The following is a 14,835-nucleotide window of genomic DNA, read 5'->3' as shown; positions in this document are numbered from 1 at the left end:
TACTGCGTTAATTTATTCTACTAATTTTCGGACACTTATTCTGTTAATTTTGCCTCTTCCCTCTCCCATCTCTACAATCCTCATTCCGCAACGTTTCTAGCCTGAACTTCTCCCGGACATTTAATTTGTTAACGAGGTTATTTAATGTGTTACGCGACAACTTCCGTACTACATCCCTCAAACCCTTACTCCATCATCATTTCACTCCTATTTTCCCCCCGACACTTATCGTGAGATTTCCGACGCTTACTGTGACACTCGACAAATTAAGGCGCTGGTGTCAGTAATTTTCTTTGTTGGGCTAAAGTAATTTTTACTCTATTCAGAGAAATGTTACTGACACTAACTACCTATTGGTCTATAAATTAGGGTGCTGGTGTCAGTAGTTTTCTTTGTTGGGCTAAAGTCAAGTTTTATTTTGTTCAGAGAAATGTTACTGACACTAACCACCTATTGGTTTATAAAATAGGGTGTTGGTGTCAGTAGTTTTCTTCCGTTGGGTTGAATTTGCGCTTCGACTTTTTTCGTCTGTGGTGTCTTTGGGGGAATTGTGGAGAACTTATACCCCAACTATGAGAACCTCCGGTATTCATAGATTGTAGCCCGGGCTACCAACTATCGCCGGGACAGTTGGTGGCATCTTGAACTTTCGGGATGAAGCGATAAAACAGTAGCCAAGGTTTGGGCCTATTCGCAATAAGAATGTAGTACAAAAAAGCCGAAGCTAAAATTTAATGAAAATGTATTCGCGTTAAATTAACGCGAACAATATAATTTTATTTTGATGTATTAGGTGGTGTAGATTCTGGTTGAGACTCTTCATATAAACTCAGCCAACTTTCATAAAGAGAAGACATAGCACGTTGTAGAGCATCAATTTTTCCTCGACGGGCTACTTGGATTACTGCATCAATATGTTCTGGTGAACCAGCTTTTCCTAAATGTTTATATTTACTGCGTTTAGTACTATCTGTAGCTTGTGGAAAAATAGCCTCTCTAGCTTGTAATTTGTAATACCAATAGTAACCTTTCTGAGAGCGAGCTTTATAACGCATTACCCAAGTATCAGTCGGTGCGAAATTTCCCTCTGATTCTAATTGTTGAATTTCCAACTGTAACAGTGCGATTGCTTCTTTAATTTGCTCGGCACGGGCTGCTAAGTCGCGAGCTGGTGTCGCTTTCACTTTTTTTGACTGATTGTGGCTTTTGTTCTTGGGGTCGCTGTCCATAAATCTAGTTATAAATATTTAATTAGTTCGCGTTAAAGTAACGCGAACTAATTTTAAGATAGTAAATTAAAGTACTGGGAATTTGGCAAATAGCATGAATATCCGGCTGCGGGGGTTTGAGATTTTCAAAGCTGGTCTAATCAATGACTTAAAATCTATTCGTAGTTTAGCAGTATTTAGTGGACAGATTGCGGCGATGGCTGCCTTAATTAACTTATGGTGGCAATCTGTAGAAGAGAGTTTACTTTTAGAAGAAATAGATCTGGAAATGTCTGATTGGTTATTAAAATACTTTCTCCCCCATTTTTATTGGCGCTCCGTCATTACTCAAACTAAAAACCCAGCTTTGCGCTTTCTTTATGAGTCAACATCAATAGAAGCTTTAAGCCGCTTATTACTACATCCTTTAACCAGTAAGCTCGACCCAGATGAATGGGCATATTGGCGTGATTGGGCTACCAAGATGTCGGCTAAATTTCAGAGGAGTTCTTCTGCAATTGAGGGGCGTAATGGTTATTTATCCCGTTTGCATCACTGTGGACGTGGTATTTCTCAACAGCAGTTACCAGTATTGACGGTCATTCATAATTTTGACTTGAAAAGAACTGATGGAACTACTGCTGCACAACGTTTATTCGGGGAGGAGTTTCCTGATTTATTTGAGTGGGTAATTGCCCAAATGGGTGACTTACCTTTACCTCGAAAATCTTATTCTTTTTAGTAATAATTAACTTAATTTTGACAATTTAATTAGGATTTATTTAGGGTCAGCTAGGAATTATTATTTCTGGCTTAAGTAGTATTGTACTACGCTTTATTGACTATTGATTTTCAGAAATATCTAAGGAGAGTACCCTGAAATCCTTGGAATCAAGATGCCACCAACTGTCCCGTCTTAGGTTGGTAGCCATTTTGTCTATAAATTACGCTTTTTTGTCTATATAATTTTGATGGGTTTTGGAAGTTAATTGGTAGTTTATTGGTACAGAAGTACTATAAGTAGATAGACGATGATTCAGAAAAAGTTAGCGACTTTTCGTATTGATGCGGATCAATGGGATGCTTTTCAGGAGTGGGCAAGGCGTAGTGGGACTAACGCTTCGGCTTTATTAGTTAATTATATTGAGCAATGTCTCGTAAGCACTCCCTCCCGACTCTCCCACTTCCCTGACCGGATGAATAAAAATCTAGACAAACGCCTAGATAGTCTAGAGCAAAGGCTGCTTTTTCTCGAAACTTCTCTTGAGGCTCGTATTCAATACCTTGTTCAACAACACATCGCTACTAATCATCATCAATCTCTACAAAAAGATGAAAATAATCAACCTTGACATTTCCGGGGTTTTCTACTTCTGAATTAACTTAGTTTTTTCCGATATCTAATATCTAAGTGATTAACATATTACTAATTGTTTTTTAGCCACTTCTTCTTGGCTAACTTTGTGCTGAAAATAAAAATTATTTATAGATTTTGTCCAATATATTTGCAGAAATTTTATTAATTTAATTACCTAAAAATTTCCAAAAAACAAGTAATTTATTAACTCATTAATTAAGGATTTAATTGTCATTCTAATTAATTGCATAAATATATTAATTTACAAAATTATTGACAATAATAATTTTATAATTTTGCCAAATAAGTCAAGTTTAATTGTCAATTAAACTTCTTAATTATTAAAAAATGTTTTATAACTTAATCTAGAAATTTCATAGATTTGATAATAAATATATTTTAGTAAATAGAGTATAAATTAAAACTAAATTTTCAGTGAAGGGGGTAATTAATTTAGGGAAAAAAGTAGGGAAGAGGGTGAGGGAGAAGAAGGAGAAGATTTTAGGAGGGGAGGTGTATTGATTGAGAGAGAATAGTTATTGATTTGGGAGGGGTGAGGGGAGGGAGAGAATGAGTGCCTGTGATAAAAACAGGTAATCATTTTTACCCCCATTTCTCCAAATCCAATCAGTAAAGGACTTGCAAAAATTCCTCTTTTTTAGCTCGTTAAACCATTAGTTCGACACAAAAGTAATTTTTTATACTGGTAAAACTTCAGTAATAAAATGACAACAACGAAATTCGACAGTCAATTATTAATAGTAAATCAAAGGCTGAAGGCTGGTAAAATGGGAGTCACGCTCCAGCAAAAAGGGAATCGATTATATTTAAGAGGAACTTTACCACCTCGTCCAGGGAGTGAGAAAACTAAACCATATCAACAAGAAATTGCTTTGGGAATAGAGGCAACTATTGAAGGGATAAAGACGGCAGAAAAAGCAGCGCGTCAGGTAGGGGGATTATTAGCAATCGGAGATTTTGATTGGCAGCCTTATTTACGGCATAATCCAATAGGTAATGAGTTGAAGACGATCGCCGATTACATCCAAGCTTTAAAAGCAGATTACTTTATGCGACGGTCGAAAACTCCCAAGTCACTTTCTACCTGGCAAACTAATTACGAAGAAGTTTTTAGTCGCTTACCACAAGACGATTTACTGTCAAAAGAAATCCTAATTTCTGCAATTAAAGCGACAAATCCAGATACAAGAATGCGGCAGAAAACTTGTTTAGCGTTGGCTAAATTAGTGGAAATAGCTAACTTTAATTTCGATGTGAAAAGGTTTAGTGGCAATTATTCGCCCACGAAAGTAAGCAAGCGAGAACTACCAAGTGATGAAGCGATCGCTCTTTGGAGAGACAAAATTACTAATCCACAGTGGCAATGGTGTTTCGGAATGTTGGCAACTTACGGACTCAGACCCCATGAAGTATTTCACTTGGATTTAGAACATTTTCCCACACAAGGGGGAGTGTTGCGGGTGATGGAGGGTAAGACCGGGGAAAGGAGAGTTTGGCCTTTGCATCCCGAATGGGTAGAGTATTGGCAGCTAATGGATGTGAAAGTGCCGCAGTGTACAGGAAGAAATAATAAGGAGTTGGGGCAAAGAGTTTCACAGTATTTCCGCCGCCAGGGTATAGAATTTCGTCCTTACGACTTGCGTCATGCTTGGGCAATCAGGAGTATGGAGTATGGACTGGAGGTGTCACTAGCGGCGAAGCAAATGGGGCATTCGGTGGCGATACATATTCAAACTTACCATGCCTGGTTGGATGAACATCATCAGCAGCAAGCAATGGAGAGACTACTAAATAATCCGAAGCGACCTATTGCTCCCATGAATAACAGTCAATCAGAACTGATAGCCCCAAGTTAACCAATCAGGAAAGATCTGAGTTAAATGTAAAACAGCAGATTGTGCGACAGTTCCTAACGCTTGGACTATTGCCCGACGTTGGGTAGTTTGCCAAGGTTTGAGGACAATTTTCACCCAAGCAGTACCGTACTCGATAGCTGCTTTTAAACGATGAACACAGCCGTTAACTTCCTCTGGACTAAAGTCGGGAACTGTAGAGGAAGGTAGTAACTTGATTAGTTCCGCTGCTGCTTGAGAACACCGTTCCCAGTAGTCAGGACAAGCTTTTAACAGTTCACTCTTACAATGAGTTGCTAGTAAGTTAGCCTCATTCAATAAATCAGTCAATTTCTCAGTCGAGTCAAATCTAGGATGAGGAGAGGGAGTAGCTTCCAAAGAAGCTAACAAATTTAAGAGCCATTTAAGATAATAATGCTCAGGTGGTGGATTGATGTGCTGCTCCCTGACATCATCTTCTAATTCTTCTGATGAGTCGCCTAAAAATTCACTGACCTTACCAAGCGCATAAAATACCCTATCCCAATAATCAGGACAAATTTCCATCAACCTTTCCTGGCATCCCTGTGAGAGTAATTCAGCTAAAGCAAAGGAATCAACCAAATCCTCAGAGTAAAAACGGGGATGGAAATCTAAATCTATTTCCAAGTCGGCTAACAAATCTAGTAGCCATTTAATAGCTGGGTCAGTTTCAAATTCAGGTTTTTGGTTTACCTTACTTGTACTTATTACTACGTTTTCGTCTACCTGTAACTGCTGCTGTTTTTGTGGAGAAACTAAAGCTTCATCTCTATTAGTCAGAGAACAAGCATTTAACTGAAGAAAAGCTTGTTTTGCTGATTCTGGTTGCAAATCCCAATATTTTTGATTCCAAGCTAATAATACCGCTAATCTTTCTGGTTGGTTCCGACCATAGACAGCATAGTAACGAACTTTGCCATCACTATAAACTTTTCTACTACTGACTCCAGCTTTTGACAACAGTTTACCAACAAAGCTAATCGGGTCAGTTGAAGAAGTTACTTTTAGATTAAAATAACGTTTGAGGCGATCGCTATTCTCCATCGCCCGTCTCATTATCTCCTGAATCAGAGGTGAATTTTTAGAAAAGTTTTCCTTAACTTGAATTAAATCAATAATCCCCAATTCTACCAGCAATTGAGCCTGGATAATTTTCGGTCTAAGATCTGGTAAAAAGACTTCTCCTGACATCCACTTAAAACCATGAGATTTCCACTTACGAGAATCTAAAATTTTACACTCATGCGGGTGAGTAGCCAACCAATAAAGAAATTGAGATGTTAGCCAATGAGGATCAGAGATTTTGTATTTATAAATAAATTCTGGTGTGAGATTAACCCCAGGTAAATATTCACGCAATAATACTCCATCAGCGAACATTCGTTGTGCAAATTTAGCTTGAGGATTTCGCTTAATTTCTTGAGCTTCTTCCAGAGTCATTCGGGAATTAGCCCCGGTGCTTAAAAGTGTAGCCAATTCTTGTTTGATTTGTTTCTTTTGTCTAGTAATTCTCGTTCCGAAACCGTTTTCTTCACCCACACAGTCAGTAATTAAAGCATTTTCCTTTTCCCTTAATTCAAATTGAAGATTTTCCCCACAATGAGGTTTAGAATAATTAATTCTTGCTTGAATTTTTGCCCACAATTCCAAGTGAGGATTATTCCAGTTACCATTATTCCAAATTTGTTGAAATACTTGGAGAAATTTACTTAAATCTCCCTCAGATTCTTCTCTAGCTAATTCATAAGCTAATTGTAAAATATCTTCTTGTTGGGAGTCTTTAATATTTTTGGACAAGGTGTTTTTAATGACTCTAGGTAGTGGAGAACTACAGCCAATGAATTGATTATTCTGATTAGCACTCCAAAGGATAATAGGAATATTTTGTCTATTTCTAGCTAATTGTTGTCTAAATTCACAAGGTTCTAAAACTCCAGAATATAAAGCAAATATCTGTTTAAACCAATCAACTTCAATACTAACACCAACTGCCATACTGGGAGAATATAATAATACTAAAGGTTTAAGTCGGTGAATTTCTTGGTTAATTTCGGCGACAAAATCTTTAGCCCATTCTTCTTCTGAGGTTTTCCCATCAATGCGAATAATGAGAGTTTTAAGTTGGGGGAAAGCCTCTATCAATTCCCGTTCTATCGCTTCTAATTCACTTTGGGAGTCGGCGGTAATAATGATTGGTTCTCGTTCTGGATCTGAATCATCAAGATTAATTATTCGTTCGATATGAGCATAAATTTGGCGTTCTACTTCTTGTTTACTATGTTCGCCTTTATAAAGAGCAAATTCTCTTGGACTACCGCGATGATGATTAACTACAATATAAGTGGGAGTATTATTTGGAGCCAAGGATTTAATATAATCTAGTTCGGGATTACTTAAATCAGCATCACAGAGAATTACTGCTCCCTTATTAGTTAAGATTCTTTCAATTAATAAACTAAAAGCCTGAAGAATTTGCGGTCTTTGTTGTTTGACGGCGGTATTCGCTGTTAGTAAATGTTTAAATCCCATCCGTGCTTCATCAATAATGATAATATCCCAGTGTTGCTCGAATAATTTAAGTAAGGAATCCCAACAAACTGCACCTCCTAATTGTCGCAGTTGTGAAGATTGAGTTTCTCCAAGTTCATCAACCCACAGTAAATCGAATTTAACGCATTGTTCTCGACCTAAAACTACTCTGGGGACAATAGATAAAACGCGCTTTCCTAACTGTTTGAAATGACTGATAAGTGGTTTTAAGATTGCTTTGGATTTGCCGGAACCTTTACGAGAATTAATAGCTACAATGCCTTGTTGGGGAAGTTTTTCCCATAAATCATCTGGAAGATATTCTTGATTTAATTCTAAGTTTGGTTGATAAGTCAGGGTAGTAAGTTGTTTATAAGTAAGCGAAATTTCTTCTAAATAGCGTTGTCGGCGGATTTGTTCGTCAGTTTTTAAATCAGTTTCTCCTCTTAATTCTTGGGAAAGAGCAAAGAATTGAGCAGCACTGATATATTGAATAGAGGCTAAATCTTCGCCCTGTAATTCATCAATATCACTTGCTTCTTTGCTGATTTGTTCCCACCAAGCAAATTGAACGAGGTAGCCCCAGTTTTGGAGGAGGTTAACTAGTTTTTGCCAACGATTCATCACATGGCGATTTAAGATATCGCCTGCGTCGGGGTAAATGTCGATATAATCCCCTAGTTGGACTCCGGCTGATGTTAAATATTGTTTCAGTTGTTGGGGAGATTGTTCAAATTGTCCTCCGGCTGCACCTAAAATAATCTGTCCCAAGAAAAAGGCGGCAATCTGAGATTTGAGGAATCCTTCGGCTAATCCGACGTTTTGACGTTGAATGGGTTGTGTGATTAGGGGACGGCAGAAGCCCAAGGGCATTTCACCGTTGGGAAGTCGGGAAGATTTGTCACCTCCTCCTAACCAGAGGTAGCGTGGGCCTTCATCGCTGTCACGGCGAATCTGACAGCCGATAATTTGATTTTGCTGGTTGCGGATGGGGATGGCAATGCCTTGATTCTCTGGTTTAATCCACAGTTTGCTGCCAGTTCTGTCTACGCCGGGAAAGTTGATGGGAATGCCCCAGGGGAGTTCTTGGTGGGCAAGAATGGAGAAATAGCCTACTGATTGGATTTGTTGGTCGTTAAGGCTGCGAGAGTGTAGTTTCTGGCGATGGCGAGTGGTTAAGCCCAGGTGATGACTAAGTTGACGAAATCCTTTGTCTCTTTCTGGGATGGGTAAAGCGCTTGCTAGGAGGCGTTGTTTTTGGAGTTGTTTTTGGAGTTGGCGTTGAATTCTTTGTTCTGTTGAGTAATATTTGCCGTTGTCGGTGACATATACGCCCCAGGTGCCACACTTGCTCTTGCGGAGGTAACGCCAACTGTTAACTTGGGCATCTTGGTCGATGAAGCTGTGACAGAGAATGAGTTCTTGGTGGGAATGGATTCGGCAGTCGCCACTGGTGTCGTTACAGATGGGGCAGGTGTGATTTTTGTTGGTGGGGATGAGTTGATTTTTCGAGGTCATCGCTAGTACCTCCCTTCCCCAAGTAGCAAGTATGTAGTTTTGTTAAGGCGATCGCCTTCCCTGCATCTGTAGCAATAATTAGTAAATGCGTACATTTCTTAAAACTCCTGTGGTGTATGGGTTACAGGAGTCGGAACTTAATGCGTGACTCAGTTGCTCAAGACTTTTTTTACGTTGTAAGACACAATGTAATTAGTTTTATTTATTTTTCTTGAGCGAGGGGCTAACTAGGTTAACCTTTATGTTCCGACTCAGGTAGATTAGCTTCAGTGGTCACAAAAGACTGGGGCTGATCGAGCAAATACTCGGTCAACGTATAACCAGTTAAGTTTCCTCGAATTCCTTATTTTCATAATTAAAGACATCTTGGCAACTTGACTAACTAAAAGTGAGTAGCCTGAAGTGATATTCAATAGCGGTTAAAGCAGATCTCCTAGTACTAAAGTGAGATTTAATGTCTTTATTGGTCGAATATTAAGTGGATAATTCAAAAAACAAGCCAATTGCAGCTAAACTATGTGTAGTTACAGATTGAACTATATTTTTTGATTAACACTTTTGGCTGAACTACCAGGCAGATTTGCCTAACTTTACAGGCAATATTTAGTTTACCTTATTAAGTCAAGGAAAGCGCAATTATCCGATCGAGCAAATAAAAGTAAAATAATTGATATGTCCACCAAAGCCGAACGACTCGCCACCTTCATAAAAGAATTACGAGGTTCTTCTTCTCAGCGCCGCTTTTGCCAGCAACTGGGCGTGAGTAAGTCCTGCGTTAATTTTTGGGAGTCCGGCTTGGCTTGGCCCGATACGGAAAATTTAGAAAAGTTGGCGACATTGAAGGGTTGGAGCCTTGCCGATCTGCAAACATACCTTGTGAAAGGAGAACTGCCATCGGAGGAACCCTTAGAGCGGATTTTGAATATAGTGCCAACTCTTCCATCGGAAGCACTAGCTCAAATAGCAGCACTGGCAGTGCAGACGTTAGCAGCGAGAACTGGTTCTGGAAATGAGCAATCGAATGTTGCTTAAGTAAGTGGATTTTGAGCGATCGCAATTCTACACAATAAGTTACAACCTGGTGAGGTAATGGCGGCGGTTTGCCAAACAAACCCGTCGAGTAAAACGCCTTGGCATAAGCAGCTACAAATCGGAAATAGCGCGAGCGCGTCATAACTGGGAACTCAAGTTCATGAATGGCTTGGGAAAAAAGCATTCCACCTTTCTCCAAGCGTTTCATGTCTACCGGATAAAGTTTGGGAAATTCCACCAACCGCAGCGTTCCCAATTTCAATGCTTCCTCCATCCAGCAGTTTTCCCTGTAACCGTAATTATCAGGAAAGGAGCAAAAATAGGCATTTAGGAGCAGGATGTGAGTCATATTATTCCCGTACTTAGTCATAGATTCTCGCATTCTCTCTAAGCTTTGATTTTCACCATTGCTAACAAACCAATGGGTTACTGAAATGCCCCGTTCGGAAGCTGCATCTAAAACGCTGTTAACATCGAGCCAATACTCCAAGTCTTTTTTTGAACGGGGTGGGAGGTTGACGATTACCAATGCCCGACAAGCCAACTCGAATAAAATATCGGCACGCTCGAACTCGCCATCAAGCCCAGATAAGGGAAGAGCGATCGCATTGTCACAAAACTTAGTATTGAGTCCATACAAATCCGCCTCTAAGTAGTCGGACAAAAGAAAACGAGACTGTGTTAAGTTTTGCAACATAGTGAAGAGCGATCGCTAAATTGAGACAAGCGAACGCTTAGAATTTTTCAAGATCAGGATTAAATAACCAAAAGTTTTGGGTCAACTTTTTTTTAGTAAGTAATAATAATTAAATTTTGGATAACCGACGAAATTATAGACAGAAAATTCTGAAAATCAAAGCCTTTCATCGGCTGATTTATCTGCTAAATCTTCTAGAAAAATTTATCTGTATTTATTTAAATCGATATCTTATTACTTTTAATCAATTGCTTTGTTGCCGAGATTCTATGGCGCTGATGACCGCCAAACATAATTCATATTCATCTTCAAACATTCGACCAGCTAATTCATCTTCTTTAATTCTTTGCCATTCATTTTCAATCCGATTTAATTCAGGAGAATAACTAGGTAATAAAAAAATATATAATCCCTGTGTTGACCATTTTTCATGGTTAATTTTAGTTAATTTACTCACATGGATAGAACCACCATCTTGCACTATAACAGTTATTTTTCCCGTTTTCTTTAATCTTTCTGATGCAAGTGTTGCTTGCCAATCCATTAATTTGATATAATCTTCGCTCTTAAAAGTCTTTAAAGCTAAACCATACTCAAAACTTTTCCCTGGCTCTAATAAACCACATATATTTAATCTTCTACCTTTCTTTTTAGGTTGTTCAAACAGATGATTGGGAAACAAGTTAAAGGTAGGGGATTTCGAGGATTGCTCAACTACCTGTTCGATAAAGAAGGAGCACAATTGATTGGTGGTAACATGGTTGGTGAAAACCCACGCGAATTAGCTGCTGAATTTCGCTTTTTAAAGGCATTGAATCCCAGAGTAGAAAGAGTGGTTTATCATGCCTCTTTATCAGTGCCAGCTGGAGAAAAGTTGGATAATGAAAAATGGATTGCTATTCCCGCATTTCTCACAAACTAATTTGAGAAGCTAATTTTTTGGGGGGAATTAAAATTTTTGAAAAACCAGAGATAGGGAAACAGTTGCCCAAGAAAAATTTAATTTAAATTCACCAAATCCTTACTAAATTCTCGGAAAAATCAGGTTAATTCAAATAAGCTATCATGATAAAATTGACTGCATATATTGTCAGTTATTTTTGAGCTATGAAATTGAGAAAATTCCTTTAAAAAAATCAACCAGTATTTGGAATTGCTTGAATTCTACAGTAAGCAATGGACAAAATATCTTGAAAAGGACAAGCGCTGGTAATCGCAATTAAAATTCGTCTGACACTTACAGTAATTCTCGCTCCCAACTTCAGAAAATTCAGACGAATTGTGCCAACTGTGGCTTGAGAAAAAGAAGTTCTAGATAAACAATGATGCCGAAAAGCTTGCATTAAAATGTATGCTATTGATGAGAACCAAAGTCTTAATTGATTACTGTGAAATGTTTGGGTTGAAGTCCGGTCAGCAAATAAATCTAATTGCTGTTCTTTCAGGCGATTTTCCATCTCTCCTCGCGGACAATATTTATCGGTATAAAGTTTTGATGGGGAAATTTTAGCGGCGGGTAAAGAGGTCACAACATGACGAATTTTTAAGCCTTCACTTCCATAAGAAACTTTAGTAACAACCCTTCTAGGACGACTCCATGATTTTTCGGTTTGGTAAATTAAAGAACGATACCAAGTTGAACTAGGAACTAACGTTCTGAAAACTTCTAAATCTTCATTTTTCTCAAATAAACTTTCCATCAATTCCACAATTGGTTCGAGTTTTCTTGAGTATTCATTTTTAGCTTTTTCAATTGTATTGTTCGCTCTGAACTTTAATTGGCTATTAGTTGCCATAGCTATCGCATATTCAACGCCTTCTTGTTCTTCACAGAATTTAAAGATTTCTTCCCGAGCATAAGCACTATCGCCACGCACTAAAATTTGCGTATTAGACCATTCTTTTCTAATTAATCCAATCACTCTTTGTAATTCTTCTAATGCTCCGTCTGCTGGATCTACATTAGAAGGACGGAGCTTGGCTACTAATAAATGATGTCCATAAAAAATATATAAAGGAGCATAACAAACTCCTTGATAATAAGTATTGAAAAAAGCTCCTTCTTGATTACCATGTACTTGATCGTCTGTTACATCCATGTCTAAAATAATTTGAGAAGGCGGCTTTTTATAAGACTGTAAAAAAATGTCAACAAAAAGTTTTTATATGTTTTTTGGCTTATGTTCAATGCGATGATAACGACTATTCTCTTGATTGAGAATAGTTTCAGGACAATATTCTAGTCGATTAATTGTACTTTTTCCGGCTAAACTTACTTGGTTTGATTCTAATTTATCAAGTTTTGACAAGGCTATAGCTAAAGCTGCATCATCACGTAATTTGTCGTGGTCATTGACATCTTCATATCCTAAGACAAGTGCATAAATTCTTTGGGTGACTAATTGCTGAACTGAATAATCTATATAAGACGAATTTCTATAATCTTGAAAACAATCAGCAAATTGCTGGCTAATTTTTAATTTTTTGTCTAATTCAGCTATCAAGATAATTCCGGCATCTGAGGTGATTCTCCCTCCCGAAAAATCAGCAATAACTTCTTTTCCTTTAACTTTTCCTAAATGGAATTGTTCACTGGCTTTCTTTCGATAATTAAGAGTCATAGTTTGAGTAAATTTAGATTTTTATTCCTAAATAATAGCAGATTTTATTAACTTAAAACTGACTATTAAACAATTAATTATCCTCAAAAAATCGCTCTTATTTTTTCATTTTACCCCGGTTAATTCCTGAGAATTTTGAGTTGATACCAGTCCACACACTGTTGGATCTGGGAACTGGGCGTTCGCACGGGTACACCCCTTGTCCTGTAAGGCTTCTGCTGTTAGCGATCGCACAGTTTGTGAGAAATGCGGGTATAACATGGCTGGCTATTTCTACAACTGCTGTCTGGGTGTTTCTCTTGAGTTGGTTTGTAGACTGTTTACAGAGTTATGGGTTATTGGGTAGACACTTAAAACCGGAGGATGAGAGCGCCACTGCCTTATGCTCGCGCCTCCTTGTTGCATACTTTTCCAGGTTGTTCTGTATGTTATGTAACAAATTGTTTTAAGTTGAGTAATTATGCAATTAACTTTGATATTGTATAACCATACACAGAACGCGGGAGGAAGTTATGAGTCAAAGAGTCACAGTTGCGGTTCCAGAGCCACTGTTTGCTCGACTTCAACCCGTTAAACAACGCTTCAATATTTCCGCTGTATGCCAGGAGGCATTAGAGATGGCTATTACAATCGAAGAACTCAAAACCCAAGTTGCCGAAGACGAAAATTTAGTCCAACGCCTTCAGTCAGAAAAGAAAGTACTTCTCAACAAGGTTCGTCAAGAAGGATTTGAATTAGGAATTCGCTCTAGCGCCAAGTTATCGTACAAAGATTTTCGCCATTTTGAACGGGTGCAGTCTCTAGCAGCTTCCCTCGATGAAGATGTGCTGGACTACCTATGGAGTTATCTGAATGAAAAAGATTATCCAGAACAAGCTCGTCATCTGGATGCCGACTTCGCCTACTTGCTGGAAGTAGATCCAATGAGCCGGATTACCTTTGCACAAGGATGGATTGATGGAGTATTATCCGTTTGGCAAACCGTAAAAACTCAGGTCGAGAACCCACAATAACCATAATTGCTTCTATATGGCTTTGTCCGTGCGCGATGTGCCTAATGGTATGCTGGCGCGATGCGCCTAACGGCACACTATACGATCGCTTTGCGTGATTATTCGCGATCGATCCGAGATGATGGGACAAAGCCAAAAGCTCATCCAGGGTTAGGTTTTGATTAATTCTGCAATTATCTAATGGCGGTAGCCATATAGAAAACGCCATTGACTCGAAAGCATAACTCAATACCAGAAAGCTTGAGGATGGAGCGCAGTTCCCACAGTTTCGTTGCATCTTCAAGAGTTTGACAACAAACGATTAAACTCCCCAGATGGAAGCGGAGGGACAGAGAGTGTGCGGCTATCCCAGACTGATGAATCCAAGACAAAAGGGAGTAGTCGGCAGCAGTTAAGTCAAACATAAATGGGTGGAGGGTCAGGGGATAAGGAGAAACTACAGTTATTAACTCATTAAACTTGTTACAAAACTGTATGTTATGTAACTTTATGCAAATATAAGCATAGAAAGATGAAGTTATCTAAACTGAACGCTGCTTGTAAGTAGTCGGACAAAAGAAAACGAGACTGTGTTAAGTTTTGTTGAGGTTGTGATGTAGTGCTATCAAGCCGAGAACAATAGAACAAATGTATTATAATGTCCTGTAGCCACGAAAAATTTGGTTAGAGGTTTTTGAATTTATTCGCTCAATAATAGGTATTTGGACTTTGGACAAATAAGAAAAGTAGTTCGCGCTTATCTATCGCGAAGCCAATTATTGTTTAATAAACTTTAATGTCAAGAGGTCGGGCAAGAAGTTTAGGAACTAATCAATCAAGCTTACCGGGAATAATTTCACTTTCACCGTCATAATATAAGTCAAGTAAACTATTAGTTAAAGAATTAATCGTTCGCTCAAGTTCATCAATTTGATTACGTCTAACCACCTGGACTACTGCGGTAATATGCTCCTCACAAAAGGCCC

The 14,835-nt window shown here is 38.4% G+C and carries 9 protein-coding genes and 2 pseudogenes; 6 read left to right on the top strand and 5 right to left on the bottom strand.

Translation table 11 applies throughout. The features are described from left to right. Positions 1–776 precede the first annotated feature (776 nt). Positions 777–1,229, bottom strand: coding sequence for a hypothetical protein (locus ACE1CC_RS22880; protein ID WP_459563896.1), 453 nt, complete (start codon positions 1,227–1,229; stop codon positions 777–779). Positions 1,230–1,323: 94 nt separating this feature from the next. On the opposite strand from ACE1CC_RS22880, the gene ACE1CC_RS22875 reads away from it, so the two are divergent. The 3 genes from ACE1CC_RS22875 to ACE1CC_RS22865 all read left to right on the top strand — a co-directional run bounded on the left by ACE1CC_RS22875 (position 1,324) and on the right by ACE1CC_RS22865 (position 4,442). Next, the gene (locus tag ACE1CC_RS22875; protein ID WP_413272742.1) at positions 1,324–1,950 is read left to right on the top strand and encodes a DUF6399 domain-containing protein; all 627 of its coding nucleotides are present in this window, start codon (positions 1,324–1,326) and stop codon (positions 1,948–1,950) included. Between the two features lie 289 nt (positions 1,951–2,239). Continuing rightward, positions 2,240–2,560 carry a hypothetical protein gene (locus tag ACE1CC_RS22870; protein WP_413272741.1) on the top strand — a complete coding sequence of 107 codons (321 nt, stop codon included), beginning with the start codon at positions 2,240–2,242 and terminating at the stop codon, positions 2,558–2,560. A gap of 730 nt (positions 2,561–3,290) precedes the next feature. Continuing rightward, entirely contained in the window at positions 3,291–4,442 is a 1,152-nt protein-coding gene (locus ACE1CC_RS22865; RefSeq protein WP_413272740.1) for a site-specific integrase, read from the top strand. On the opposite strand, the gene ACE1CC_RS22860 is transcribed toward ACE1CC_RS22865, so the two are convergent. Next, on the bottom strand, positions 4,419–8,507 hold the full coding sequence (locus tag ACE1CC_RS22860; protein ID WP_413272739.1) for a plasmid replication protein, CyRepA1 family: 4,089 nt from the start codon (positions 8,505–8,507) through the stop codon (positions 4,419–4,421). The genes ACE1CC_RS22865 and ACE1CC_RS22860 overlap by 24 nt on opposite strands. Before the next feature lie 672 nt (positions 8,508–9,179). Between ACE1CC_RS22860 and ACE1CC_RS22855 the strand changes: the two are divergent. Beyond that, positions 9,180–9,281 (top strand): annotated as a pseudogene (locus ACE1CC_RS22855) (hypothetical protein); the annotation flags it as partial. Between the two features lies 1 nt (position 9,282). Here ACE1CC_RS22855 and ACE1CC_RS22850 read toward each other — a convergent pair. Together ACE1CC_RS22850 and ACE1CC_RS22845 are read right to left on the bottom strand one after the other, a co-directional pair. After that, positions 9,283–10,236 carry a hypothetical protein gene (locus tag ACE1CC_RS22850; RefSeq protein WP_413272744.1) on the bottom strand — a complete coding sequence of 318 codons (954 nt, stop codon included), beginning with the start codon at positions 10,234–10,236 and terminating at the stop codon, positions 9,283–9,285. Between the two features lie 244 nt (positions 10,237–10,480). Beyond that, the gene (locus ACE1CC_RS22845) at positions 10,481–10,918 is read right to left on the bottom strand and encodes a transposase (RefSeq protein ID WP_413272738.1); all 438 of its coding nucleotides are present in this window, start codon (positions 10,916–10,918) and stop codon (positions 10,481–10,483) included. On the opposite strand from ACE1CC_RS22845, the gene ACE1CC_RS22840 reads away from it, so the two are divergent. Beyond that, entirely contained in the window at positions 10,904–11,158 is a 255-nt protein-coding gene (locus ACE1CC_RS22840) for a relaxase/mobilization nuclease domain-containing protein (RefSeq protein ID WP_413272737.1), read from the top strand. The genes ACE1CC_RS22845 and ACE1CC_RS22840 overlap by 15 nt on opposite strands. 214 nt (positions 11,159–11,372) lie before the next feature. Here ACE1CC_RS22840 and ACE1CC_RS22835 read toward each other — a convergent pair. Continuing rightward, a pseudogene (locus ACE1CC_RS22835) lies at positions 11,373–12,857 on the bottom strand (IS1380 family transposase). Between the two features lie 512 nt (positions 12,858–13,369). On the opposite strand from ACE1CC_RS22835, the gene ACE1CC_RS22830 reads away from it, so the two are divergent. Further along, complete coding sequence (locus tag ACE1CC_RS22830; protein ID WP_413272736.1) at positions 13,370–13,870, top strand: PLP-dependent aminotransferase family protein; 501 nt, start codon at positions 13,370–13,372, stop codon at positions 13,868–13,870. The last annotated feature ends 965 nt before the right edge of the window (positions 13,871–14,835 follow it).

Source organism: Floridaenema aerugineum BLCC-F46 (genome assembly GCF_041929345.1).
GTDB classification, from domain to species: Bacteria; Cyanobacteriota; Cyanobacteriia; order Cyanobacteriales; family Aerosakkonemataceae; genus Floridanema; species Floridanema aerugineum.
This window is presented reverse-complemented; position numbering and strand designations above follow the sequence as displayed.

What these genes read in the sequence shown, in the direction of transcription:
- ACE1CC_RS22880 (WP_459563896.1), bottom strand. Translation starts at nt 1,229, where the DNA reads ATGGACAGCGACCCCAAGAACAAAAGCCACAATCAGTCAAAAAAAGTG.
- ACE1CC_RS22875 (WP_413272742.1), top strand. Translation starts at nt 1,324, where the DNA reads ATGAATATCCGGCTGCGGGGGTTTGAGATTTTCAAAGCTGGTCTAATC.
- ACE1CC_RS22870 (WP_413272741.1), top strand. Translation starts at nt 2,240, where the DNA reads ATGATTCAGAAAAAGTTAGCGACTTTTCGTATTGATGCGGATCAATGG.
- ACE1CC_RS22865 (WP_413272740.1), top strand. Translation starts at nt 3,291, where the DNA reads ATGACAACAACGAAATTCGACAGTCAATTATTAATAGTAAATCAAAGG.
- ACE1CC_RS22860 (WP_413272739.1), bottom strand. Translation starts at nt 8,507, where the DNA reads ATGACCTCGAAAAATCAACTCATCCCCACCAACAAAAATCACACCTGC.
- ACE1CC_RS22850 (WP_413272744.1), bottom strand. Translation starts at nt 10,236, where the DNA reads ATGTTGCAAAACTTAACACAGTCTCGTTTTCTTTTGTCCGACTACTTA.
- ACE1CC_RS22840 (WP_413272737.1), top strand. Translation starts at nt 10,904, where the DNA reads ATGATTGGGAAACAAGTTAAAGGTAGGGGATTTCGAGGATTGCTCAAC.
- ACE1CC_RS22830 (WP_413272736.1), top strand. Translation starts at nt 13,370, where the DNA reads ATGAGTCAAAGAGTCACAGTTGCGGTTCCAGAGCCACTGTTTGCTCGA.